The 24,893-nt window shown below is 58.5% G+C and carries 22 protein-coding genes and 1 pseudogene; 7 read left to right on the plus strand and 16 right to left on the minus strand.

What is annotated here, in order from left to right; translation table 11 throughout:
* Positions 1-4: 4 nt before the first annotated feature.
* The 7 genes from rsmG to rpmH all read right to left on the minus strand — a co-directional run bounded on the left by rsmG (position 5) and on the right by rpmH (position 7,017).
* Positions 5-649, minus strand: a complete 645-nt coding sequence (rsmG, locus tag AC1Q6Y_RS02460) for a 16S rRNA (guanine(527)-N(7))-methyltransferase RsmG (RefSeq protein WP_492623994.1) — start codon at positions 647-649, stop codon at positions 5-7.
* On the minus strand, positions 646-2,544 hold the full coding sequence (gene mnmG / locus AC1Q6Y_RS02465) for a tRNA uridine-5-carboxymethylaminomethyl(34) synthesis enzyme MnmG (RefSeq protein ID WP_090452269.1): 1,899 nt from the start codon (positions 2,542-2,544) through the stop codon (positions 646-648). Before mnmG ends, rsmG begins: the two co-directional genes overlap by 4 nt.
* 550 nt (positions 2,545-3,094) lie before the next feature.
* Positions 3,095-4,465 carry a tRNA uridine-5-carboxymethylaminomethyl(34) synthesis GTPase MnmE gene (gene mnmE / locus AC1Q6Y_RS02470; RefSeq protein ID WP_090452271.1) on the minus strand — a complete coding sequence of 457 codons (1,371 nt, stop codon included), beginning with the start codon at positions 4,463-4,465 and terminating at the stop codon, positions 3,095-3,097.
* Between the two features lie 79 nt (positions 4,466-4,544).
* Positions 4,545-6,224 (minus strand): membrane protein insertase YidC, encoded by a 1,680-nt coding sequence (yidC, locus tag AC1Q6Y_RS02475; RefSeq protein ID WP_057712656.1) that lies wholly within the window; start codon positions 6,222-6,224, stop codon positions 4,545-4,547.
* A gap of 2 nt (positions 6,225-6,226) precedes the next feature.
* Complete coding sequence (gene yidD / locus AC1Q6Y_RS02480) at positions 6,227-6,472, minus strand: membrane protein insertion efficiency factor YidD (protein WP_010207715.1); 246 nt, start codon at positions 6,470-6,472, stop codon at positions 6,227-6,229.
* Positions 6,465-6,866: a ribonuclease P protein component gene (gene rnpA / locus AC1Q6Y_RS02485; RefSeq protein WP_056727027.1), complete on the minus strand. Its 402-nt coding sequence runs from the start codon at positions 6,864-6,866 to the stop codon at positions 6,465-6,467. The genes yidD and rnpA overlap by 8 nt, the downstream gene beginning before the upstream one ends.
* 16 nt (positions 6,867-6,882) lie before the next feature.
* Positions 6,883-7,017: a 50S ribosomal protein L34 gene (gene rpmH, locus AC1Q6Y_RS02490; protein WP_003213577.1), complete on the minus strand. Its 135-nt coding sequence runs from the start codon at positions 7,015-7,017 to the stop codon at positions 6,883-6,885.
* A 566-nt stretch (positions 7,018-7,583) separates the two neighbouring features.
* Here rpmH and dnaA point away from each other — a divergent pair.
* From dnaA to gyrB, 4 genes are read left to right on the plus strand one after another with little or no spacing between them, the layout of a single operon-like run.
* Positions 7,584-9,104 carry a chromosomal replication initiator protein DnaA gene (gene dnaA, locus AC1Q6Y_RS02495; protein WP_057712654.1) on the plus strand — a complete coding sequence of 507 codons (1,521 nt, stop codon included), beginning with the start codon at positions 7,584-7,586 and terminating at the stop codon, positions 9,102-9,104.
* 39 nt (positions 9,105-9,143) lie between these two features.
* Entirely contained in the window at positions 9,144-10,247 is a 1,104-nt protein-coding gene (gene dnaN / locus AC1Q6Y_RS02500; protein ID WP_007969885.1) for a DNA polymerase III subunit beta, read from the plus strand.
* A gap of 20 nt (positions 10,248-10,267) precedes the next feature.
* Positions 10,268-11,371 (plus strand): DNA replication/repair protein RecF, encoded by a 1,104-nt coding sequence (gene recF / locus AC1Q6Y_RS02505; RefSeq protein WP_007969883.1) that lies wholly within the window; start codon positions 10,268-10,270, stop codon positions 11,369-11,371.
* A 5-nt stretch (positions 11,372-11,376) separates the two neighbouring features.
* Entirely contained in the window at positions 11,377-13,794 is a 2,418-nt protein-coding gene (gyrB, locus tag AC1Q6Y_RS02510) for a DNA topoisomerase (ATP-hydrolyzing) subunit B (protein WP_057716535.1), read from the plus strand.
* A 60-nt stretch (positions 13,795-13,854) separates the two neighbouring features.
* Here gyrB and AC1Q6Y_RS02515 read toward each other — a convergent pair.
* From AC1Q6Y_RS02515 to glyQ, 5 genes and pseudogenes are all read right to left on the minus strand, one after another.
* Positions 13,855-14,037 (minus strand): annotated as a pseudogene (locus AC1Q6Y_RS02515) (winged helix-turn-helix domain-containing protein); the annotation flags it as partial.
* Positions 14,038-14,318: 281 nt separating this feature from the next.
* Entirely contained in the window at positions 14,319-15,098 is a 780-nt protein-coding gene (locus AC1Q6Y_RS02520) for a lysophospholipid acyltransferase family protein (protein WP_057712652.1), read from the minus strand.
* Between the two features lie 83 nt (positions 15,099-15,181).
* Positions 15,182-15,721, minus strand: coding sequence for a D-glycero-beta-D-manno-heptose 1,7-bisphosphate 7-phosphatase (gene gmhB, locus AC1Q6Y_RS02525; RefSeq protein WP_218494801.1), 540 nt, complete (start codon positions 15,719-15,721; stop codon positions 15,182-15,184).
* Between the two features lie 4 nt (positions 15,722-15,725).
* Positions 15,726-17,780, minus strand: coding sequence for a glycine--tRNA ligase subunit beta (gene glyS, locus AC1Q6Y_RS02530; protein WP_057712650.1), 2,055 nt, complete (start codon positions 17,778-17,780; stop codon positions 15,726-15,728).
* Positions 17,777-18,730, minus strand: a complete 954-nt coding sequence (gene glyQ, locus AC1Q6Y_RS02535; protein WP_003187265.1) for a glycine--tRNA ligase subunit alpha — start codon at positions 18,728-18,730, stop codon at positions 17,777-17,779. Before glyQ ends, glyS begins: the two co-directional genes overlap by 4 nt.
* 81 nt (positions 18,731-18,811) lie before the next feature.
* Here glyQ and tag point away from each other — a divergent pair, with 81 nt between their 5' ends.
* The 3 genes from tag to AC1Q6Y_RS02550 all read left to right on the plus strand — a co-directional run bounded on the left by tag (position 18,812) and on the right by AC1Q6Y_RS02550 (position 20,697).
* Positions 18,812-19,369 (plus strand): DNA-3-methyladenine glycosylase I, encoded by a 558-nt coding sequence (tag, locus tag AC1Q6Y_RS02540; RefSeq protein WP_057712649.1) that lies wholly within the window; start codon positions 18,812-18,814, stop codon positions 19,367-19,369.
* A gap of 40 nt (positions 19,370-19,409) precedes the next feature.
* Positions 19,410-20,297: a lysophospholipid acyltransferase gene (locus AC1Q6Y_RS02545; RefSeq protein WP_057712648.1), complete on the plus strand. Its 888-nt coding sequence runs from the start codon at positions 19,410-19,412 to the stop codon at positions 20,295-20,297.
* 160 nt (positions 20,298-20,457) lie between these two features.
* Positions 20,458-20,697 (plus strand): PilZ domain-containing protein, encoded by a 240-nt coding sequence (locus tag AC1Q6Y_RS02550; protein ID WP_057712647.1) that lies wholly within the window; start codon positions 20,458-20,460, stop codon positions 20,695-20,697.
* A gap of 1 nt (position 20,698) precedes the next feature.
* Here AC1Q6Y_RS02550 and AC1Q6Y_RS02555 read toward each other — a convergent pair whose 3' ends face one another.
* The 4 genes from AC1Q6Y_RS02555 to fmt all read right to left on the minus strand — a co-directional run bounded on the left by AC1Q6Y_RS02555 (position 20,699) and on the right by fmt (position 24,836).
* Positions 20,699-21,013 (minus strand): tetratricopeptide repeat protein, encoded by a 315-nt coding sequence (locus AC1Q6Y_RS02555; protein ID WP_057397334.1) that lies wholly within the window; start codon positions 21,011-21,013, stop codon positions 20,699-20,701.
* Positions 21,014-21,170: 157 nt separating this feature from the next.
* Positions 21,171-22,547: a Trk system potassium transporter TrkA gene (gene trkA, locus AC1Q6Y_RS02560; protein ID WP_057712646.1), complete on the minus strand. Its 1,377-nt coding sequence runs from the start codon at positions 22,545-22,547 to the stop codon at positions 21,171-21,173.
* A gap of 22 nt (positions 22,548-22,569) precedes the next feature.
* Positions 22,570-23,880, minus strand: a complete 1,311-nt coding sequence (rsmB, locus tag AC1Q6Y_RS02565) for a 16S rRNA (cytosine(967)-C(5))-methyltransferase RsmB (protein WP_429521690.1) — start codon at positions 23,878-23,880, stop codon at positions 22,570-22,572.
* Complete coding sequence (gene fmt / locus AC1Q6Y_RS02570; RefSeq protein WP_492623995.1) at positions 23,877-24,836, minus strand: methionyl-tRNA formyltransferase; 960 nt, start codon at positions 24,834-24,836, stop codon at positions 23,877-23,879. Before fmt ends, rsmB begins: the two co-directional genes overlap by 4 nt.
* Positions 24,837-24,893 lie beyond the last annotated feature (57 nt).

Raw genomic sequence — 24,893 nt, forward strand, 5'->3', positions numbered from 1 at the left:
CCAATCATGCCGTGCGGCGCAGTATCAGCAGATGGCGTTGGCCTTGGCAACCAGGTACGGCCAGGGCGTGTTCGCTATCGAGGTGGAAGTCTGCCGGCAATGCTACCAGTTCATCGGCGGGGTGAACGCCCTTCATTGCCAGCCAGCGTGTTTCGCTATCGCCAAGATGGCGAGTCCAGTTGCTGAAGTTCTCCATGCTGCTGAACGCCCGGGAAATGATCCCGTGGAATGGTTGCGCAGGCTGGAAGGCTTCGACGCGACTGTGGATAACTTGCAGGTTATCCAGTTTGAGTTCGAGTTTGACCTGGGTCAGGAAGCGGGTTTTCTTGCCGTTGCTGTCCAGGCAAGTCACCTGAGACTCGGGAAACAGGATGGCCAGTGGAATGCCTGGCATGCCACCGCCACTGCCGACATCGAGCCAGCGCCCGTTTTCGATGAATGACATCACGCTCAGACTGTCGAGCAGATGGCGGGAAACCATTTCGTCCGGATCACGCACGGCAGTGAGGTTGTAAGCCTTGTTCCATTTTATCAACAGGGTCAGATAACCCAGCAGTTTCGCGTGCTGGGTTTCTGTCAGCGTGACGCCAAGCTGGCGGGCACCTGTGGATAACTCTTCTGCGTGTTGCGAAGTGACCAACGAACTCAAGCGCTTTGCTCCAACTGACGGCCCGCGCCGCGTTTTTTCAAATGAATCATCAACAGCGAAATGGCAGCCGGCGTTACGCCCGGGATACGCGAGGCCTGGCCCAAAGTCTCTGGACGGGTCGCACCGAGCTTGCTCTGGATCTCTTTGGAGAGACCGGAAATATTCGTGTAATCGATATCCACAGGCAGTTTGGTGTCTTCGCTGGCGCGCAAGCGGGCGATTTCATCCTGTTGACGATCGATGTAACCGGCGTATTTGGTCTTGATTTCGACCTGTTCGGCGACCTGTGGATCGTCTGCCCCGCCACCGGTCACTTCGATCAGACCAGCGTAGTCGATTTCCGGACGGCTCAAGAGGTTGAGCAGGTTGTATTCGTGAGTCAGTGGCGTGCCGAATTTTTCGGCAATGGCATCGCCCTGTTCGGTACCCGGGCGTACCCAGGTACTTTTCAGGCGCTGCTCTTCCAGTTCGATGCTTTCGCGTTTTTTGCAGAAAGCCGCCCAGCGCACGTCATCCACCAGACCCAGTTCGCGACCTTTTTCGGTCAAGCGCAGGTCGGCGTTGTCCTCGCGCAGAATCAGGCGGTACTCGGCACGGGAAGTGAACATGCGGTACGGCTCTTGGGTACCGAGGGTGATCAGGTCGTCGACCAACACGCCGATATAGGCCTCGTCGCGACGCGGGCACCAGGCCTCTTTGCCTTGCGCACGCAGTGCAGCGTTGGTCCCGGCGAGCAAACCCTGGGCACCGGCTTCTTCGTAACCGGTTGTGCCGTTGATTTGCCCGGCGAAGAACAAGCCGCCGATGACTTTGGTTTCCAGGCTGTATTTCAAATCGCGTGGATCGAAGTAGTCGTACTCGATCGCGTAGCCCGGACGCACGATGTGCGCGTTTTCCATGCCGCGGATCGATTGCACGATCTGCAATTGCACGTCGAACGGCAAGCTTGTGGATATCCCGTTCGGATACAGCTCATGGGTGGTCAAACCTTCCGGTTCGATAAACACCTGATGGCTTTCCTTGTCGGCGAAGCGATGGATCTTGTCTTCGATCGACGGGCAATAACGCGGGCCTATCCCTTCGATCTCACCGGCAGCGGAATACATCGGCGAACGGTCGAGGTTCGCGGCAATGATTTCGTGGGTGCGCGCATTCGTGTGGGTAATCCAGCAGCTGACTTGCTTCGGATGCTGCTCTTTTGACCCCATGAACGACATCACCGGGATCGGCGTATCACCCGGTTGCTCGGACATCACCGAGAAATCCACAGACCGACCGTCGATACGTGGCGGAGTACCGGTTTTCAAACGACCCACGCGCAATGGCAGTTCACGCAGACGGTGAGCCAGCGCGATCGATGGCGGATCACCGGCGCGACCGCCGGAAAAATTCTGCAAACCGATGTGGATAAGTCCACCGAGGAACGTACCGGTGGTCAACACCACGGAATCAGCGAAGAAACGCAGGCCCATTTGGGTGACAACACCACGGACTTGTTCCTGCTCGACGATCAGATCGTCAGCGGCCTGTTGAAATATCCACAGGTTCGGCTGGTTCTCCAGGATTTCGCGGACAGCTGCCTTGTACAGAACCCGGTCTGCCTGCGCGCGGGTTGCTCGCACGGCCGGGCCTTTGCGGCTGTTCAACACGCGAAACTGGATACCGCCTTTATCGGTAGCCATGGCCATCGCGCCGCCAAGGGCGTCGATTTCCTTGACCAGGTGGCTTTTGCCGATCCCGCCAATGGCCGGGTTGCAACTCATGGCACCGAGGGTTTCCACGTTATGCGTCAGCAATAGGGTTTTAACCCCCATACGTGCTGAGGCCAGTGCTGCCTCGGTACCGGCATGACCGCCGCCGATGACGATCACTTCAAAACGGGAAGGGAAATCCACCACGCACCTCGTGCCTGCTTAAGTAGGTAATTCAGGAATAGTTTGAGCTCAGGTTTTTGGACCTGGTCGACAAGTATAGGGACTTCGCCCTTCCTAAAGAACCCTTTGCACAAAATTTAACCAGCTGTGGAAAAGTCGGAGTTATAGAAATTAAAAAGAAAGAAATTTATTAAATCTTTGTTTTTATGTTTATTTCTATGCACCTACCTTTCTGTGGATAGATTGATACAGCCCTTTATTTTCAATGTGTACAGAGATTCAAAACCCTGTGTTCATGTGCCAATGAGGCCCTTGGATAACCGATTTAAGCCTGTGGATGAAAGGGGTGGTTATCCACAGAGGCGGTTATGTCCAGTTTTCGAGCCCTGTTATCAACTGACCTTAGCCGCGGTTATTCACAGGGCTTAATCCACAGAAAAGTGCCGTTCGCTCGAAATTCGGGTGCAGGAATTCCGCTCAAGCAGACGAAGTCCGCTCGGCACTGGAAGTTTTTTTCAGAAAAGGAGAGAACAGACAGGCACGAATGGCCTGTCTGTGAGTAACAGGAGGGCTACTTACCGATACAGAAACTGGAAAAAATCCGCCCCAGCAGGTCATCGGAACTGAAAGCACCGGTGATTTCACCCAGCGACTGCTGAGCCTGGCGCAAATCCTCGGCTAACAACTCGCCAGCACCGGCCAGGGTCAATTGGGCACGGCCATGCTCGAGGGCAGCACTGGCATGACGTAGCGCCTCAAGGTGTCGCCGGCGAGCGCTGAAGCTGCTTTCGGACGTTTGTTCATAGCCCATGCAGGCCTTGAGGTGATCACGCAGCAGCTCCAGCCCGACACCACCCGACTTGGCGCTCAGGCTGATGGTGACATGGCCGTCCTGGCTGACCTCCAGCGCAATGGCTTCGCCCGTAAGATCGGCTTTGTTGCGGATCAGGGTGACTTTCGCGGGATCGGGACGGATTTCGAGAAACTCCGGCCAGAGTGCGAAAGGATCGAGGGCTTCCGGTGCAGTGGCATCAACCACCAACAGTACCCGATCGGCTTCGCCGATAGCTTTCAAGGCACGCTCGACGCCGATTTTTTCCACATGATCATCGGTATCGCGCAGACCGGCGGTATCCACGACGTGCAGCGGCATGCCATCGATGTGGATATGTTCGCGAAGCACGTCACGGGTGGTGCCGGCAATTTCGGTCACGATCGCCGCTTCACGCCCGGCCAGGGCATTGAGCAGGCTGGATTTACCGGCATTCGGACGACCGGCAATGACCACTGTCATGCCGTCACGCAGCAAGGCGCCCTGCCCGGCTTCGCGCATGACGGTGGATAACTCGTCGCGCACCTTGTCGAGCATGCTCAGGACGTGGCCATCGGCGAGGAAGTCGATTTCCTCTTCCGGAAAATCGATGGCCGCTTCGACATAGATGCGCAAGCCGATCAATTGCTCGGTGAGGTTATGCACACGTGACGAGAAAGCACCTTGCAGGGAGCGCAATGCGTTTCGCGCAGCCTGGGCAGAACTGGCTTCAATCAGGTCGGCAATGGCTTCGGCCTGGGCGAGGTCCAGTTTGTCGTTGAGGAAGGCGCGCTCACTGAATTCCCCCGGCCGGGCGAGACGGCAACCCAGTTCCAGGCAGCGCTTGAGCAACATATCCAGAACAATCGGACCGCCATGGCCTTGCAGCTCCAGCACATCTTCACCTGTGAACGAGTTCGGGCCGGGGAAATACAGGGCAATGCCCTGGTCCAGCACCTCGTCGTTTTCACTGAAAAACGGACCGTAGTGGGCAAATCGCGGCTTGAGCTCGCGACCGCTGAAGGCCTTGGCCGCAACGCTGGCCAACGGCCCGGAAATACGCACGATGCCTACACCGCCGCGACCTTGAGCGGTGGCGACAGCTGCGATGGTTTCGCGAGGAACGCTCATAAACCGGTATCCAGACAAAAGTGACAGATAGCAAAACGCCCCACTAGGGGGCGTTTTGAGTGGTTATCCACAGTGTAAATCAGGCAGCTGCTTTAGCGGCCGCTTCGATTTTACGCGTGATGTACCACTGTTGTGCGATGGACAGCACGTTGTTTACAACCCAGTACAGCACCAGACCGGCCGGGAACCACAGGAAGAAGAAGGTGAAGATGATAGGCATCAGCTTCATCACCTTGGCCTGCATCGGATCCGGAGGAGTCGGGTTCAACTGCTGCTGGATGAACATGGTTGCGCCCATGATGATCGGCAGAATGAAGAACGGATCCTTGATCGACAGGTCAGTAATCCACAGCATGAACGGCGCTTGGCGCATTTCAACGCTTTCCAGCAGAACCCAGTACAGCGAGAGGAAAACCGGCATCTGCACGAGGATTGGCAAGCAACCACCCAGCGGATTGATCTTCTCTTTCTTGTACAGTTCCATCATGGCTTGCGACATTTTCTGCCGGTCATCGCCATGTTGCTCTTTCAGCGCGGCCAGTTTCGGCGCCACTGCACGCATGCGCGCCATGGATTTGTAGCTGGCAGCCGACAGCGGGAAGAAGATCCCTTTGATCAGCATGGTCAGGAAGATGATCGACCAGCCCCAGTTACCCACAATGGCGTGGATGTGTTGCAGCAACCAGAAGATCGGTTGGGCGATGAACCACAGAATGCCGTAGTCGACCGTCAGTTCCAGACCTGGGGACAACTCTTTCAGCACAGCCTGGCTTTTCGGACCGGCGTACAGAACAGCGCTGGTCTCGGCCTTGGCACCCGGCGCAACACTCATCGATGGGCCGGTGTAGCCGATGATGTAGTTGCCTTTGCTGTCTTTACGGGTCTGGACGACGTTGTTTTCGCCCTTGGCCGGAATCCATGCGGTCACGAAGTAGTGCTGCAACCAGGCAACCCAACCGCCTGTGACGGTTTCTTTCAGCGGCGCCTTGTCCATGTCCTTCATGGACACTTTCTTGTACGGCTCGGAACTTGTCCACAGGGCGGCGCCCAGGTAAGTCGCGGTGCCGGTAGCCGTAGTCGATGAAGGATCGGCGCTGGCGTCGCGCTTCAACTGGGCGAACATCGCACCATTCCAGGGCTGGGCGCTCTGGTTGTCGACCAGGTAGGAAACGGTTACGTCATACAGGCCGCGTTTCAGGGTGAAACGCTTGATGTAGTTGACGCCGTCCTTGCTGAACTTCAGGTCCACGACCAATTGGTCCTGACCGTCAGCCAGCTGATAAATCTTCTTCTCCGAGGAATAAACCGGACGACCGGCCGGATTTGCATCCGGACCGTTGGTGCCGATCAGACCGCTTTGCGCCAGATAAGTACGTTCGCCGCCGTTATCGAACAGCTGGAACGGAATTTCCGGGTGATCCTGACGACGCGGATACAGCGGCAGGGTCAACTGGGCAACATCGCCACCTTGTGGGTCGACAGCCAGGTCCAGTACATCCGTTTTGATCTGGATGAGGTCCTTGCTCACAGCCACCGGCGTTTCGGCAGGTGCGCTGGTGTCGCTTGCAGCACGTGGAATGTCGTCACTGGCAGAAGCGTTGGAGCCAGATGCCGTATCCGGCAGGCCCGATGCAGTCGTATTGGTGGCAACATTCTGAGTCGGCAGGGCAGCCTGGCCATAGTCCTGGTTCCATTTAAGAACCATAACGTAGGACACGATTGCCAGGGCGACGATCAGGATCGTGCGTTTGATATCCATGATTACTCGGCCATCGAAGAAGAACGGGAGGTAGGGATAGGTGGAACCGGGTCATAACCACCGGGATTCCACGGATGACAGCGACCTAAACGACGAAAGGTCAGCCAGCCACCGCGAAGAAGGCCATGATTTTCGATGGCTTCTAACGCGTAGCAGGAACAACTGGGGTAGAAACGACAGTGACTGGCCATCAGGGGACTAATGGCATAGCGATAAAACTGGATCGGAACGAGTGCCAGTTTACGCATCTGGACTGTCTACCCCTACAGTTTCGGTTTTGACTGCTGGTACTGGCGAACTGCGAGCCAGTCGTTTCCAGAGTTTGCCGAAATGCTGAATCAATTCGGGGTTTTCTACGTCGCCCAAACCTTTGCGCGCGACGATAACAATGTCCCAGCCGACCAGAGAATCCTGGTTCAGGCGAAACGATTCGCGCATCAGACGTTTGAGGCGATTGCGCTCGACGGAGAGCTTTACGCTCTTTTTCCCGATTACCAACCCGAGACGGGGGTGATCAAGATCGTTGTTGCGCGCAAGGAGCAGGAGATTTTTCCCCGGAACCTTGCCGGTAGGGGAGTCAAAGACTGCCTTGAATTGCCGGGGGGTAAGCAGACGCTTTTCCCGACTGAAGTCCTGACTCACCTCCAGTGCCGGATTATCAAACTGCCAGACGCGCACGACCTTTGGCGCGACGACGCGACAGGACGGCACGACCGTTCTTGGTAGCCATGCGAGCACGGAAACCGTGGGTACGAGCGCGTTTGATAGTGCTTGGTTGGAAAGTACGTTTCATTGTCGTGTTACCTGGTTCGTCCACAACGGGCCGGAATGGCCCCCGTTTTAAGAGACCGGGGATTCTAGAGAAAGCAAGCCTTCAGGTCAATTTCCAACCAACGTTTCCTTATAAATAGATCTCCAGAGGTTTTTCAGCACTTGCACCTTGCGTAGATATAAAAATAAGAAAGGAAAGTATTTAAAGCTTTTCTGTAAAGCTTATAAAAGCTAGGCTCGCCATCTTCTGTGGATAACTCGATTCAGCCCTTGTTTTACCTGCTGTACAGAGAATGACAACTACGGTGGAAAACAGTGTTCAGCCTGTGCTGCGCTGTCGGATAACCTGTGTGTGAAAGGTCGCTTTATCCACAGGCCGGTTATCCACCGAGTTTCGCCCCCACTTGTGCAATGACCTTAACCCCGGTTATCCACAGAGCTTATGCACAGACCACTGGTCGCCTTTTTTGCGTATGAAACGGTGATTCTTCTTGGTCGATGAACCACCTTCGTGTGGATAAGTCGGCGTCTGGTCGCTACAATGGCCGCTTGTTTTTGCCTCACCGGCTTTCAACTTAGGGGATATCCGTGTCAGTGGAACTTTGGCAGCAGTGCGTGGAGCTTCTGCGCGATGAGCTGCCTGCCCAACAATTCAACACTTGGATCCGTCCACTACAGGTCGAAGCCGAAGGCGACGAGTTGCGTGTGTATGCACCCAATCGTTTTGTTCTGGACTGGGTCAACGAAAAGTACCTGGGGCGTGTTCTCGAATTGCTCGATGAGCACGGCAATGGCATGGCGCCTGCGCTTTCCTTATTAATAGGCAGCAAACGCAGTTCGGCACCCCGTGCCGCGCCAAACGCTCCCCTGGCTGCTGCGGCTTCCCAGGCCCAGGCTGCTCAAGCACCCGTCAGTCCGCCGCCGGCACCTGCCGCCGTGTCGACCAAGCGTGCGACGCAAAAAGTGGCTGAAGTCTCCGAGGAAGAACCTTCCCGTGACAGCTTCGACCCGATGGCCGGAGCCAGTTCGCAACAGGCACCTGTGCGCGCCGAGCAACGTACCGTGCAGGTCGAAGGTGCGCTCAAGCACACCAGTTACCTGAACCGCACCTTTACCTTCGAGAATTTCGTTGAAGGTAAATCCAACCAGCTGGCGCGCGCCGCTGCCTGGCAGGTGGCAGACAACCCCAAGCACGGTTACAACCCACTCTTCCTTTATGGTGGCGTCGGCCTGGGTAAAACCCACTTGATGCACGCTGTGGGTAACCACCTATTAAAGAAGAACCCGAATGCCAAGGTGGTGTACCTGCATTCCGAGCGTTTCGTGGCGGACATGGTCAAGGCCCTGCAACTGAACGCGATCAACGAGTTCAAACGCTTCTACCGTTCGGTGGATGCGTTGCTGATCGATGACATTCAGTTCTTCGCCCGCAAGGAGCGTTCCCAGGAAGAGTTTTTCCACACCTTCAACGCCTTGCTCGAAGGTGGGCAGCAGGTCATTCTCACCAGTGACCGCTACCCGAAGGAAATCGAAGGCCTTGAAGAACGCCTCAAATCCCGTTTTGGCTGGGGCCTGACCGTAGCGGTCGAGCCGCCGGAGCTGGAAACCCGCGTGGCGATCCTGATGAAGAAGGCCGATCAGGCCAAAGTCGAGTTGCCTCACGACGCCGCGTTCTTCATTGCCCAACGCATTCGCTCCAACGTCCGTGAGCTGGAAGGCGCGCTCAAGCGCGTGATCGCCCACTCGCACTTCATGGGCCGCGATATCACCATCGAGCTGATTCGCGAATCCCTTAAGGACTTGTTGGCGTTGCAGGATAAACTGGTCTCTGTGGATAACATTCAGCGCACTGTCGCCGAGTACTACAAGATCAAGATCTCCGACTTGCTGTCCAAACGCCGTTCGCGTTCGGTCGCTCGTCCGCGTCAGGTCGCCATGGCGTTGTCCAAGGAACTGACCAACCACAGCCTGCCGGAAATCGGCGATGTGTTTGGCGGCCGCGACCATACGACGGTCTTGCACGCGTGCCGCAAGATCAACGAACTTAAGGAATCCGACGCGGACATCCGCGAGGACTACAAGAACCTGCTGCGTACACTGACCACTTGATGAACACCAGCGCAGCTAATTAAGGCAAGGGACTAGACCATGCATTTCACCATTCAACGCGAAGCCCTGTTGAAACCCCTGCAACTGGTCGCAGGCGTCGTCGAACGCCGACAGACCTTGCCGGTACTTTCCAACGTGCTGCTGGTTGTCGAAGGCCAGCAATTGTCGCTGACCGGTACCGACCTGGAAGTCGAGCTGGTCGGTCGTGTTCAACTCGAAGAGCCGGCGGATCCGGGTTCCATCACCGTACCGGCGCGCAAGCTGATGGACATCTGCAAAAGCCTGCCGAACGATGCGCTGATCGACATCAAGGTCGACGAGCAGAAGCTTGTGGTCAAGGCTGGCCGCAGCCGCTTCACCCTGTCGACACTGCCGGCCAACGACTTCCCTACTGTGGAAGAAGGCCCGGGTTCGCTGACCTGCAGTCTGGAGCAAAGCAAGCTGCGTCGTCTGATCGAACGCACCAGCTTCGCCATGGCCCAGCAGGACGTGCGTTACTACCTCAACGGCATGCTGTTGGAAGTCTCTGCTGGCGTCATCCGCGCCGTAGCCACCGACGGTCACCGTCTGGCCATGTGCTCGATGCAGGCCGACATCGGCCAGCCGGATCGTCACCAGGTCATCGTGCCGCGCAAAGGTATCCTCGAACTGGCTCGCCTGCTCACCGAGCCGGACGGCAATGTCAGCATCGTGCTGGGTCAGCATCATATCCGCGCCACCACCGGTGAGTTCACCTTCACCTCGAAGCTGGTTGACGGAAAGTTCCCGGACTACGAGCGAGTTCTGCCTAAAGGTGGCGACAAGCTGGTTCTTGGTGATCGTCAGGCTCTGCGCGAAGCGTTCAGCCGTACCGCCATTCTGTCCAACGAGAAGTACCGTGGTATCCGTCTGCAACTGGCCAGCGGTCAGCTGAAGATCCAGGCGAACAACCCGGAGCAGGAAGAAGCGGAAGAAGAAGTGGGCGTTGAATACAACGGCGGCTCTCTGGAAATCGGCTTCAACGTGAGCTACCTGCTCGACGTACTGGGCGTGATGACCACCGAGCAGGTTCGTCTGATCCTGTCCGACTCCAACAGCAGCGCGCTGGTGCAGGAATCGGATAACGACGACTCGGCCTACGTTGTCATGCCGATGCGTCTGTAATCATGTTCAGCAGAAGCTAGATGTCCTTAAGTCGCGTCTCGGTCACCGCGGTGCGCAATCTGCACCCGGTGACCTTCTCCCCCTCCCCCCGCATCAATATTCTTTACGGCGCCAACGGCAGCGGCAAAACCAGTGTTCTGGAAGCCATCCATCTGCTGGGGCTTGCCCGTTCGTTTCGCAGCACCCGTCTGTTGCCGGTCATTCAATACGAACAGCTTGCCTGTACGGTATTTGGCCAGGTTGAACTGGCGGAGGGCGGGCATAGCGCCTTGGGTATTTCCCGGGATCGCCAAGGCGAATTCCAGATCCGTATCGATGGGCAGAACGCTCGCAGCGCCGCGCAACTGGCCGAGATCTTGCCACTGCAACTGATCAATCCGGATAGCTTTCGATTGCTGGAAGGCGCGCCGAAGATTCGCCGACAGTTTCTCGACTGGGGTGTGTTCCACGTGGAACCGCGCTTCATGTCAACCTGGCAGCGCTTGCAGAAGGCCCTGCGCCAGAGAAACTCTTGGCTGCGGCATGGTACACTTGACGCCGTTTCGCAAGCGGTTTGGGACAGGGAACTGTGCCAGGCCAGCGCTGAAATCGATGAATACCGCCGCGCTTATATCAAAGCCTTGAAACCAGTCTTTGAACAAACCTTGAGCGAACTGGTTGAGCTTGAAGGCTTGACGCTCAGCTATTACCGCGGCTGGGACAAGGACCGTGAACTGAGTGCTGTGCTCGCCGGGTCTCTTCAGCGGGACCAGCAAATGGGACATACCCAGGCCGGACCACAACGCGCTGATTTGCGGCTCAGACTGGGGGCGCACAACGCCGCGGACATCTTGTCCCGAGGCCAGCAGAAGTTGGTGGTTTGCGCATTACGGATTGCCCAAGGGCACTTGGTCAGCCAGGCTCGACGCGGTCAGTGTATTTATCTGGTGGATGACTTGCCGTCCGAACTGGACGAGCACCACCGTCGCGCCCTTTGCCGCTTGTTGGAAGACTTACGCTGCCAGGTATTTATCACCTGTGTAGATCACGAATTATTGAGGGAAGGCTGGCAGACGGAAACGCCAGTCGCTCTGTTCCACGTGGAACAGGGCCGTATCACCCAGACCCACGACCATCGGGAGTGAAGGCATTGAGCGAAGAAAATACGTACGACTCAACGAGCATTAAAGTGCTGAAAGGCCTGGATGCCGTACGCAAACGTCCCGGTATGTATATTGGCGACACCGACGATGGCAGCGGTCTGCACCACATGGTGTTCGAGGTGGTCGACAACTCGATCGACGAAGCGCTCGCCGGCTACTGCGACGACATCAGCATCATCATCCACCCGGATGAGTCCATCACCGTTCGCGACAACGGCCGTGGCATCCCGGTAGACGTACACAAGGAAGAAGGCGTTTCGGCAGCCGAGGTCATCATGACCGTGCTGCACGCCGGCGGTAAATTCGACGATAACTCCTACAAGGTTTCCGGCGGTCTGCACGGTGTGGGTGTGTCGGTAGTTAACGCCCTGTCGGAAGAGCTCGTCCTGACCGTTCGCCGTAGCGGCAAGATCTGGGAACAGACTTACGTCCACGGTGTTCCGCAAGAGCCGATGAAAATCGTTGGCGACAGCGAAACCACCGGTACGCAGATCCACTTCAAGGCTTCCAGCGAAACCTTCAAGAACATCCACTTCAGCTGGGACATCCTGGCCAAGCGGATTCGTGAACTGTCCTTCCTCAACTCCGGTGTCGGTATCGTCCTCAAGGACGAGCGCAGCGGCAAGGAAGAACTGTTCAAATACGAAGGCGGCCTGCGTGCGTTCGTTGAATACCTGAACACTAACAAGACCCCGGTCAACCAGGTGTTCCACTTCAACGTCCAGCGTGAAGACGGCATCGGCGTGGAAATTGCCCTGCAGTGGAACGACAGCTTCAACGAGAACCTGTTGTGCTTCACCAACAACATTCCACAGCGCGACGGCGGTACTCACCTGGTGGGTTTCCGTTCGGCGCTGACGCGTAACCTGAACACCTACATCGAAGCAGAAGGCCTGGCGAAGAAGCACAAAGTCGCCACCACCGGTGACGATGCCCGTGAAGGCCTGACCGCGATCATTTCGGTGAAGGTGCCGGATCCGAAGTTCAGCTCCCAGACCAAAGACAAGCTGGTGTCTTCCGAAGTGAAGACCGCGGTCGAACAGGAAATGGGCAAGTACTTCTCCGACTTCCTGCTGGAAAACCCGAACGAAGCCAAGCTGGTCGTCGGCAAGATGATCGACGCGGCCCGTGCTCGTGAAGCGGCACGTAAAGCCCGTGAGATGACCCGCCGCAAAGGCGCGCTGGACATCGCAGGCCTGCCGGGCAAACTGGCCGACTGCCAGGAAAAGGACCCTGCCCTGTCCGAACTGTACCTCGTGGAAGGTGACTCCGCGGGCGGCTCTGCCAAGCAGGGGCGTAACCGCAAGACCCAGGCGATTCTGCCCCTCAAGGGTAAAATCCTGAACGTCGAGAAGGCACGCTTCGACAAGATGATCTCTTCCCAGGAAGTGGGCACCTTGATCACTGCGCTGGGCTGCGGCATCGGTCGCGAAGAGTACAACATCGACAAGTTGCGCTATCACAACATCATCATCATGACCGATGCTGACGTCGACGGTTCGCACATCCGTACCCTGCTGCTGACCTTCTTCTTCCGTCAGCTGCCGGAGCTGATCGAGCGTGGCTACATCTACATCGCTCAGCCGCCGTTGTACAAAGTGAAGAAAGGCAAGCAAGAGCAATACATCAAAGACGACGACGCCATGGAAGAGTACATGACGCAGTCGGCCCTGGAAGATGCGAGCCTGCACTTGAACGAGGATGCACCGGGTATCTCCGGCGAAGCCCTCGAGCGTCTGGTGAATGACTTCCGTCTGGTGATGAAGACCCTCAAGCGTCTGTCGCGCCTGTACCCACAGGAACTGACCGAGCACTTCATCTACCTGCCGGCTGTCAGCATGGATCAGTTGTCCGATCATGCAGCGATGCAGGACTGGCTGGCCCAGTACGAAGTGCGCCTGCGCACCGTCGAGAAGTCGGGTCTGGTCTACAAGGCAAGTCTGCGTGAAGACCGTGAGCGTGGCGTGTGGCTGCCAGAGGTCGAACTGATCTCCCACGGCCTGTCGAACTACGTCACGTTCAACCGCGACTTCTTCGGCAGCAACGACTACAAGACCGTTGTTTCCCTGGGCGCTCAACTGAGCACCCTGCTCGACGATGGCGCGTACATCCAGCGTGGCGAACGCCGTAAGTCGGTCACCGAGTTCAAGGAAGCCCTGGACTGGCTGATGGCTGAAAGCACCAAGCGCCACACCATCCAGCGATACAAAGGTCTGGGCGAGATGAACCCGGATCAGCTGTGGGAAACCACCATGGACCCAAGCGTGCGTCGCATGCTGAAAGTGACTATCGAAGACGCCATTGGCGCGGACCAGATCTTCAACACCCTGATGGGTGATGCGGTCGAACCACGTCGTGACTTCATCGAAAGCAATGCCCTGGCGGTGTCCAACCTGGACTTCTGATCCTGGTCGACACCAACGAAAAGGCCAATGCATTTGCATTGGCCTTTTTTTGCCTGCGTTTTACTCGCTCGCCGGTGCCACACTCTCCAACCGATACCCATAAATCGTCAGCAACTGCCAACCGCGATCCGCCGTCAGCCCAAGCTTGTTGCGCAGGCGATAGATGTGAGTATCGAGCGGCCGGGACGAGGACACTTCTTCATCGGGCCAGAATCGTTCGTACAGATAATCCCGCGACCAGGCGCTGCCCATCGCGCAGCTGAAGATCGAACTGTTCAGCCAATACCGACGCTTTTCTTCCGCCCAAGGTATCGATGGCGTGGGGTTGGGATTATCGATGGTCAAAGCCGTTGTGGATGGGCATAAAAAAACCGGCTATATCCGCCGGTTTTTTTACGTCCAAAAAAAACTTATGCACGTTTTTATGGTTTTTATCATTCTAAGAAATATGTAAAAAAATCATAATGTTACGTACAAAAAACGACGCTTTTCAATGAAACGGTACACAGGTTATCCACAGAATCTCAGACAACCACCTGATCGTTTGAAACCGGCGCTTGCGGAGCCGGTGGCAGTGAGCCCATTTCCCGTTGCATCTGCTCGTTCCACGCCTGGACCCGGTCGTTCAATTCAGCAATGGCTCGTGGTCCGGTGCCTGCGGCATACATCGGCTCACCAATGATCACAGTGATGACGCCCTGCTTCTTCGCCCAACCGGTTTTCGGCCAGAACTTGCCTGCGTTGTGCGCAATCGGCAGCACCGGCAATTCGGCGTTGACCGCCAAGGCGCTGCCACCGCGCGAGAACTTTCCGACGGTGCCGAAAGGAACGCGCGTGCCTTCGGGGAAGATCAGCACCCAGACATTGTCCTTGAGCAACTCATCACCTTTTTGAGCCACATGCTTGAGTGCTGCTTTCGGGTTGTCGCGATCGATGGCGATCGGTCGCAGCATGGCCATGGCCCAACCGAAGAACGGCACATAGAGCAACTCACGTTTGAGCACCTGGCTCAGCGGTGAGAAGTAGGCGGAGAGAAAAAACGTCTCCCAGGTACTCTGATGGTTCGATTGAATCACGCACGGCCGTTCAGGTACGTTCTCGGCACCCTTCACTTCGTAGCGAATACCAAGGAACACTTTGCTCAGCCACAGGGCACAACGGCACCAATACACGTTGATGAAGCGATAACGTGCCTTGAAGGGCAGAAACGGCGCGATAAAAAAACTCAGGCTGCACCACAGCAATGAGCTGGTGCCCAGCAGCAGGTAAAAGAGGAAGGTTCTGATGGCCTGCAATATCGACATGGTGACGTTTACCGTTGCGGGAATTGCCCGCCTGTATAAAGCGCACTCCTGATGGGTCCTTTATCAGGAATTTCAGAAGCACTCTAATTGTGGATAAGTTCTGCGGCAATCGCCGCCAGATCGTCAAAAATCAATGTGCCAACCGGAAGGGTCTTGCCCAAAGTCTTTTCGCCTTTCCCGGTCTTTACCAAAACTGGCTGTGAATCGACGGCTTTGGCGGCTTCCAGGTCACCAAGGCTGTCGCCGACGAACCAGAGATCGGTCAGCGACACGTTGTAATGAGCGGCGATGCTTTTCAACATCCCGGGTTTCGGCTTGCGGCAATCGCAGCCTTCGTCCGGCCCATGCGGGCAGTAGACGATCAGGCCGACTTCACCACCCTGCTCCGCCACCAACGCGCGCAAGCGCTCGTGCATGGCATTGAGGGTGGAAAGGTCGTAGTAGCCGCGAGCGATGCCCGACTGGTTGGTAGCGACGGCTACCGTCCAGCCAGCCTTGCTCAACTGCGCGATGGCTTCGATCGAACCGGGGAGCGGAATCCACTCCTCCACCGACTTGATGTAAGCGTCGGAGTCGTAATTGATCACTCCGTCCCGATCGAGAATCAGCAGTTTCAACAGCAGTCCCTCAACCCAGCAGCGAAATGTCGGCGACGCCGAGGAACAACCCACGCAGACGTGCCAGCAACGCATAACGGTTGGCGCGGACCTTTGCGTCCTCCGCATTGACCATCACGGCTTCGAAGAACGCATCCACCGGCTCGCGCAAGGCGGCCAGACGTGCCAGCGATTCGCTGTACTGACGGGTCGCAGCCATTGGCTGCACCGCTTGATCCGCTTGCTGGATCGCCGAGTACAGGGAGAACTCGGCGGCGTTGTCGAAGTACTTGGCTTCGACGGTGGTCGGCATGCTGCCTTCGAGTTTGCTCAGCAGGTTCGATACGCGCTTGTTCACCGCGGCCAGTGCAGCGGCTTCCGGCAATTTGCGGAACGCTTCCACCGCTTGTACGCGCTGATCGAAATCCAGGGCCGAACCCGGTTTCAGGGCACGTACCGACAGGTAGGTGGCAACATCCACGCCTTCGTCTTCGTAACGGGCACGCAGACGGTCGAAGATGAACTCCAGCACCGAATCAGCCAGGCCGGCAGCCTTGACCTTGCTGCCGAACGAGTTGACGGCGAAGGCCACGGCGTCGGTCAGGTCGAGGTCGAGCTTCTTGTCGATCAGGATCCGCAGCACGCCGAGCGCGGCACGGCGCAGAGCATACGGGTCTTTGCTACCGGTGGGCAGCATGCCGACACCGAAGATCCCGACCAGGGTGTCGAGCTTGTCGGCGATCGCCACGGCCGCACCGGTCAGGGTGGTCGGCAGTTCAGCGCCGGCACCGCGCGGCATGTATTGCTCATTCAGCGCCAGCGCGACATCTTCCGGCTCGCCATCGTTGAGGGCGTAGTAGTAACCGGCGACACCTTGCATCTCCGGGAACTCACCGACCATCTCGGTCGCCAGATCACACTTGGACAGCAGGCCGGCACGCGCCGCCCATTGAGCGTTACCACCAATGTGTGGAGCAATGAACGCGGCCAGCCTGGATACGCGTTCGGCCTTGTCGTAGACGCTGCCGAGTTTTTCCTGGAACACCACGTTTTGCAGACGCAGGTTGAAGTCTTCGAGCTTTTGCTTCTTGTCTTGCTTGAAGAAGAACTCGGCGTCGGTCAGGCGTGGGCGAACCACTTTCTCGTTACCGGCGATGATCTGCTGTGGGTCCTTGCTCTCGATGTTGGCCACGGTAATGAAACGTGGCAGCAACTTGCCGTCGGCGTCCAGCAGGCAGAAGTACTTCTGGTTGTCCTGCATGGTGGTGATCAGGGCTTCCTGCGGCACGTCGAGGAAGCGCTCCTCGAACGAGCACACCAGCGGCACCGGCCATTCGACCAGCGCGGTCACTTCATCGAGCAGCGCTGGAGGAACGATTGCCGTGCCTTCCTGGCGGGTGGCCAGCTCTTCGGTGCGCTTGCTGATGATCTCGCGACGCTCGTTGGCGTCGGCCAAAACGTAGGCGGCACGCAGGTCGGCCAGGTAGCTGGACGGCGAACCGATGCGCACGTTTTCCGGGTGATGGAAGCGGTGGCCACGGGAGTCACGGCCGGCCTTCTGGGCGAGGATGGTGCAGTCGATGACCTGGTCACCGAGCAGCATCACCAGCCATTGGGTCGGACGAACGAATTCTTCCTTGCGCGCGCCCCAACGCATGCGTTTCGGGATCGGCAGGTCGTTCAGCGAATCTTCGACGATGGTCGGCAGCAGGCTCGCAGTCGCCTTGCCGGCGATGCTCTGGCTGTAGCGCAGTTTCGGGCCGCTCTGATCGATTTCGCTCAGCTCGACGCCGCACTTCTTGGCGAAGCCCAATGCTGCCTGGGTCGGGTTGCCTTCAGCATCGAACGCGGCCTGACGCGGCGGGCCGTCGAGGTTGATGCTGCGATCCGGCTGCTGGGTGGCCAGTGCGGTGATCAGCACGGCCAGGCGGCGCGGAGCGGCATAAACGGTTTTGCTCTCGTAGTTCAGGCCGGCAGCTTGCAGGCCCTTGTCGATACCGGCGAGGAACGCCTCGGCCAGTGTGTTCAGGGCTTTGGGTGGCAGTTCTTCAGTGCCCAGTTCAACCAGAAAATCCAGAGCACTCATTGTGCAGCCTCCAGCTTGGCCAGTACTTCATCACGCAGGTCCGGGGTCGCCATCGGGAAGCCCAGCTTGGCGCGAGCCAGCAGGTAGGCTTGCGCAACGGAACGCGCCAGGGTGCGTACACGCAGGATGTATTGCTGACGCGCGGTCACCGAGATCGCCCGGCGCGCATCCAGCAGGTTGAAGGTGTGGGAAGCCTTCAACACCATTTCGTAGCTCGGCAACGGCAGCGGCTGGTCGAGTTCGATCAGGCGCTTGGCTTCGCTTTCGTAGAAATCGAACAGTTCGAACAGCTTGTCGACATTGGCGTGTTCGAAGTTGTAAGTGGACTGCTCCACTTCATTCTGGTGGAACACGTCGCCGTAGGTCACTTTGCCGAACGGACCGTCAGCCCACACCAGGTCGTAGACCGAGTCCACGCCTTGCAGGTACATGGCCAGACGTTCGAGGCCGTAGGTGATCTCGCCGGTCACCGGGTAGCACTCGATGCCGCCCGCTTGCTGGAAGTAGGTGAACTGGGTCACTTCCATGCCGTTGAGCCAGACTTCCCAGCCCAGACCCCAGGCGCCGAGGGTCGGCGATTCCCAGTTGTCTTCGACGAAGCGAATGTCGTGGACCAGCGGGTCCAGGCCAACGTGCTTGAGAGAGCCCAGGTACAGTTCCTGGAAGTTGTCCGGGTTCGGCTTCAGGACCACCTGGAACTGGTAGTAGTGCTGCAGACGGTTCGGGTTTTCACCGTAACGGCCGTCAGTCGGACGGCGGCTTGGCTGCACGTAGGCGGCGTTCCAGGTTTCCGGGCCGATGGCGCGCAGGAATGTTGCGGTGTGGAAAGTGCCGGCGCCTACTTCCATATCGTAGGGCTGAAGTACCACACAACCTTGCTCGGCCCAGTATTGCTGGAGGGCGAGGATCAAGTCTTGGAAGGTACGCACGGCTGGCGTAGGCTGGCTCACGAAATTCACCTGTTTCTTGGGCTGCGATTTAAAGAGCGGGAGTATACCCGATTCATTGCTGCGCACGCCCCCTGGAGCCTTATGCCACGCTGCTTTTGGTGTTCCGAAGATCCGCTGTACATGGCTTATCACGATCAGGAGTGGGGCACGCCGCTACGGGATGCGCAGGGATTGTTCGAGTTACTTTTGCTCGAAGGGTTCCAGGCCGGGCTTTCCTGGATCACCGTGCTGCGCAAGCGCGAGCGTTATCGCGAAGTTTTGTTCGGCTTCGACGTGCAGCGCGTGGCGCAGATGAGCGATGCCGAAATCGACGAGCTAATGCTCGATCCCGGCATCATCCGCAACCGACTCAAGCTCAACGCGGCCCGGCGCAATGCCCAGGCCTGGCTGGCGCTGGAGGATCCGGTGGCGTTTCTGTGGTCATTCGTCGGCGGCACGCCTGTGATCAATCATTTCAAGGATCGCAGCGAAGTCCCGGCCGTGACGCCGACTGCCGTGGAAATGAGCAAAGGCTTGAAAAAGGCCGGCTTCACGTTCGTCGGGCCGACCATCTGCTACGCGCTGATGCAGGCCTCGGGCATGGTCATGGATCACACCCGCGATTGCGACCGCTACGCGCAGCTGGCGAACGGCGGTTAGAATGGCCGCCTCGCGCACAGCACAAGATCAGGAGTGACCTGTGGATAAGTTTAAAGGCGCCTTGCTGGTAGGCGCTCTACGGCTGTTTGCCCTGCTTCCGTGGTGGGCCGTGCAGGCCGTGGGCTCGGCGATTGGCTGGGTTATGTGGAAAACCCCGAACCGTTCCCGCGACGTGGTACGGATCAATCTGTCCAAGTGCTTTCCGGACATGGACCCCGCCGAGCGTGAACGCCTGGTGGGCCAGAGCCTGAAAGACATCGGCAAGTCCCTGACCGAGAGTGCCTGCGCCTGGATATGGCCGGCCCAGCGCTCCATCGACCTGGTGCGCGAAGTCGAAGGCCTCGACGTATTGAAGGACGCCCTTGCCTCCGGCAAAGGCGTGGTCGGCATCACCAGCCACCTGGGCAACTGGGAAGTGCTCAATCACTTCTATTGCAGCCAGTGCAAACCGATCATTTTCTACCGTCCGCCGAAATTGAAGGCAGTAGATGAATTGCTGCAAAAGCAGCGGGTGCAGTTGGGTAACAAGGTCGCTGCTTCCACCAAGGAAGGCATCCTCAGTGTCATCAAGGAAGTGCGCAAAGGTGGTGCAGTGGGCATTCCCGCTGACCCGGAACCGTCCGAATCCGCCGGGATCTTCGTGCCGTTCTTCGCCACTCAGGCACTGACCAGCAAGTTCGTACCGAACATGCTGGCCGGCGGCAAAGCAGTCGGCGTATTCCTGCACGCCCTGCGCCTGCCGGACGGTTCGGGCTACAAAGTGATCCTTGAAGCCGCGCCAGAGGCCATGTACAGCACCGATACGGCAGAGTCCTGTGCGGCCATGAGCCAAGTGGTCGAGCGCTATGTGCGGGCGTACCCGAGCCAGTACATGTGGAGCATGAAGCGCTTCAAGAAGCGCCCACCGGGTGAAGAGCGTTGGTACTGACTTACTTGGCACACTCTGTGGATAACCTGTAGGAGCGAGCTTGCTCGCGATGGACGTTAACGATGAGGTGGGCTGCCAGGTTGAACGCGGCGCCCTGGCATCCATCGCGAGCAAGCTCGCTCCTGCACGTATCCACAACCGTTCATCAGGGCGCAAAAAGATGTCCGAACACCGCAAATCATTTCGCATCAAGATCAGTCACGAAAGCATTGGCGATTGCCTGGGCCAGACGCGCAACCTGTCGACCACCGGCGTCTACGTGAAGCATCCGAAACTGTCGGCGCTGCCCCGGGGGGCGGTGGTTTACGGACAGGTGCAGGACTTACCCACAGGCGCGCCTCGCGTGCGCATGGAAGTGGTGCAGGTGGACGCCGAGGGCATCGGTTTGCGTTATCTCTGAGTCAGTGCGCCTGACGCTCGAGCTTCTTCAGGAACACCGTCATTTCCTTCTCCGCCTGCTTGTCGCCATGGCCGCGAGCAGCTTCCAGGCCTTGCTCCCAAGCCTGCCGCGCGGCCGCAAAGTCCGCCAGCGCCAGATGGGCCTTGCCCAGTAGTTTCCACGCCGCCGAATACTTCGGATCGAACTCCACGCAGCGTTGGAAATGCTCCGCAGCCTTGGCGTTTTCCCCCAGATCCAGATAGCCCTTGCCCAGGCCGAAGCGCAGCAAAGCGTTATCCACACCCTTGGCGAGCATTTTTTCCAGGGATTCGATCATCGGTGGATTCCTTGCCTGAGGCATGTCATGGGTTGATTTACTGTAGGGGCGAGCTTGCTCGCGATAAACCTGAAAGCGACGCGGGGTGTCTGGTTTCCAGCATTATCGTTGACGACCATCGCGAGCAGGGCCCGCTCCTGCAAAGGCAGGCCCCGTATCAGAAGAAGCTCAGCCCCACATGGAACAACTTCTCTACATCGCGAATATGCTTTTTATCCACAAGGAACAGAATCACATGGTCCCCCGCTTCGATCACGGTGTCGTCGTGGGCGATGATCACCTCTTCGTCGCGGATAATCGCACCGATGGTGGTGCCCGGCGGCAGGCCAATGTTCTCGATGGCCTTGCCGATCACCTTGCTCGATTTCGCATCGCCATGGGCAATCGCCTCGATGGCCTCCGCCGCACCCCGGCGCAGTGAATGCACGCTGACGATGTCGCCCCGGCGCACGTGGGCCAGCAATGTGCCGATGGTCGCCAGTTGCGGGCTGATGGCGATGTCGATGTCGCCGCCCTGGATCAGATCGACATAAGCCGGGTTGTTGATGATGGACATCACCTTCTTCGCGCCCAGGCGCTTGGCCAGCAACGACGACATGATGTTGGCTTCGTCGTCGTTGGTCAGGGCCAGGAAAAGGTCAGCGTCGGCGATGTTCTCTTCCATCAGCAGGTCGCGGTCCGAAGCGCTGCCCTGCAACACCACCGTGCTGTCCAGTGTGTCGGAGAGATGACGGCAGCGTACAGGGTTCATCTCGATGATTTTCACCTGATAACGGCTTTCGATGGCCTCGGCCAGACGCTCGCCAATCTGCCCGCCACCGGCGATGACGATGCGTTTATAGGTTTCGTCGAGACGGCGCATTTCGCTCATCACCGCACGAATGTTCGCCTTGGCGGCGATAAAAAATACTTCGTCGTCGGCCTCGATCACCGTGTCGCCCTGGGGCAGGATCGGCCGGTCACGACGGAAAATCGCCGCAACGCGGGTTTCCACGTTCGGCATGTGTTCACGCAACTGCCGCAGTTGCTGGCCCACCAGCGGCCCGCCGTAGTACGCCCGCACCGCCACCAATTGCGCCTTGCCTTCGGCGAAGTCGATCACCTGCAAGGCACCGGGGTGCTGGATCAGGCGCTTGATGTAGTTGGTGACCACTTGTTCCGGGCTGATCAGCACGTCCACCGGAATCGCTTCGTTCTGGAACAATTGCTCTTCGCGGGTCAGGTACGCGGCTTCGCGAACCCGGGCGATCTTGGTCGGGGTGTGGAACAGGGTATGGGCGACCTGACAGGCGACCATGTTGGTTTCGTCGCTGTTGGTCACCGCGACCAGCATGTCGGCGTCATCGGCTCCAGCCTGGCGCAACACGGTCGGGAATGAGCCACGACCTTGTACCGTGCGGATGTCCAGGCGGTCACCAAGGTCGCGCAGACGTTCGCCATCGGTGTCGACCACAGTAATATCGTTGGCTTCGCTGGCCAGGTGTTCCGCCAGCGAACCGCCGACTTGCCCTGCACCGAGGATGATGATTTTCATCCAGTCACTCCATTGAATCCATTTAACCGCGCGTGGCGGTGATCTTGATCAGCTTGGCGTAGTAGAAGCCATCGTGGCCACCTTCCTGGGCCAGCAACTGGCGACCATGGGGCTGCTTGATGCCAGCCGCCGTGGCGAGGTCCAGTTCACGAGCACCCGGCGTGCGGGCGAGGAAGGCTTCGATGACCTCGGTGTTCTCGGTCGGCAGCGTGGAACAGGTGGCGTACAGCAGGATGCCGCCGACCTCCAGGGTTTTCCACATGGCATCGAGCAACTCGCCCTGCAGCAGCGCCAGCGCGACGATGTCGTCGGGTTGGCGGGTCAGTTTGATATCCGGGTGACGACGAATCACACCGGTGGCCGAACATGGCGCGTCCAGCAGGATGCGCTGGAACGGCTTGCCGTCCCACCACACCTGAGTGTCGCGGCCGTCGGCGGCAATCAGTTCGGCGCTCAGTTTCAGGCGTTCGAGGTTTTCCCGCACCCGCACCAGCCGCTTGGCTTCCAGGTCTACCGCCACGACGCCGGCCAGTTTTGGCTCGGCTTCGAGGATGTGGCAGGTCTTGCCACCTGGTGCACAGCAAGCGTCGAGCACCCGTTGACCCGGCGCGAGGTCGAGCAGATCAGCAGCCAGTTGCGCGGCTTCGTCTTGCACGCTGATCCAGCCCTCGGCGAAACCCGGCAGGCTGCGCACATCGGCGGCGGCGTCGAGCACGATGCCGTCGCGGCTGTAGACACACGGCGTGGCGGCAATTCCCGCGTCAGTCAGCAAACCGAGGTAGGCATCACGGGTGTGATGGCGACGGTTGACCCGCAGGATCATAGGCGGATGCGCATTGTTCGCCGCGCAAATGGCTTCCCATTGATCTGGCCAGAACGCTTTCAAAGATTTCTGCAGCCAGCGTGGGTGAGCGGTGCGCACCACCGGATCACGTTCCAACTCGGCGAAAATCGTTTCGCTTTCGCGCTGAGCATTACGCAGCACAGCGTTGAGCAGCGCCTTGGCCCAGGGTTTTTTCAGCTTGTCGGCACAACCGACGGTTTCACCAATGGCGGCATGGGCCGGGACACGGGTGTAGAGCAACTGATAGAGACCGACCAGCAACAGCGCCTCGACATCGGCGTCGGCAGCCTTGAACGGCTTCTGCAGCAGCTTGGCCGCCAGCGCCGACAAACGTGGCTGCCAGCGCGCGGTGCCGAACGCCAGGTCCTGGGTAAAGCCGCGATCACGGTCCTCGACCTTGTCCAACTGCGTAGGCAGCGAACTGTTGAGCGAGGCTTTTCCGTTCAGGACGGCAGCGAGTGCCTTGGCGGCGGCCAGACGCGGATTCATTGAGCGTCCGCCACTTGGCCGAGGACAGTGCCGGTGGCGAATTTCTCGCGACGGCTGTTGAACAGATCGCTGAAGTTCAGCGCTTTGCCGCCGGGCAATTGCAGACGGGTCAGGCACAAGGCCTGCTCGCCGCACGCGACGATAAGACCGTCCTTGCTGGCGCCGAGGATTTCACCCGGGGCGCCTTTGCCTTCGGCGAGGTTTGCGGCCAGTACTTTCAGGGCTTCGCCGTTCAAGGTGCTGTGGGTAATCGGCCACGGGTTGAAGGCACGGACCAGACGCTCCAGCTCAACCGCCGGGCGACTCCAGTCGATGCGTGCTTCGTCCTTGTTCAATTTGTGCGCATAGGTAGCGAGGTTGTCGTCCTGCACTTCGCCCTCCAGGGTTCCGGCGGCGAGGCCGGCAATCGCCTGGACTACAGCCGGCGGGCCCATTTCGGCCAGGCGATCGTGCAGGCTGCCGCCGGTATCTTCGGCGCTGATCGGCGTGGTGACCTTGAGCAACATCGGCCCGGTGTCGAGGCCGGCTTCCATGCGCATCACGGTCACGCCACTTTCGGCGTCGCCCGCCTCCACGGCGCGCTGGATCGGCGCCGCACCCCGCCAGCGTGGCAGCAGCGAGGCGTGACTGTTGATGCAACCCAGACGCGGAATATCCAGCACCACTTGCGGCAGGATCAGGCCGTAGGCGACCACCACCATCAAGTCCGGCTTCAGTGCAGCCAGTTCAGCCTGAGCATCTTCGTTGCGCAGAGTGGGCGGTTGCAGCACCGGGATATTGTTCTCCAGAGCAAGCTGCTTGACCGGGCTCGGCATCAGTTTTTGCCCGCGACCGGCCGGACGATCCGGTTGGGTGTAGACCGCAACGATCTCGTAAGGGCTGTCGAGCAGGGCCTTGAGGTGTTCGGCGGCGAATTCGGGGGTGCCGGCAAAGACGATGCGCAGTGGCTCAGTCATGGGTGTTCTCTATTGCAAAGCATCTTGAAAAGAAAAAGGCTTGCCGCGGCAAGCCTT

This window comes from Pseudomonas sp. GW823-FHT06E10 (genome assembly GCF_058794995.1).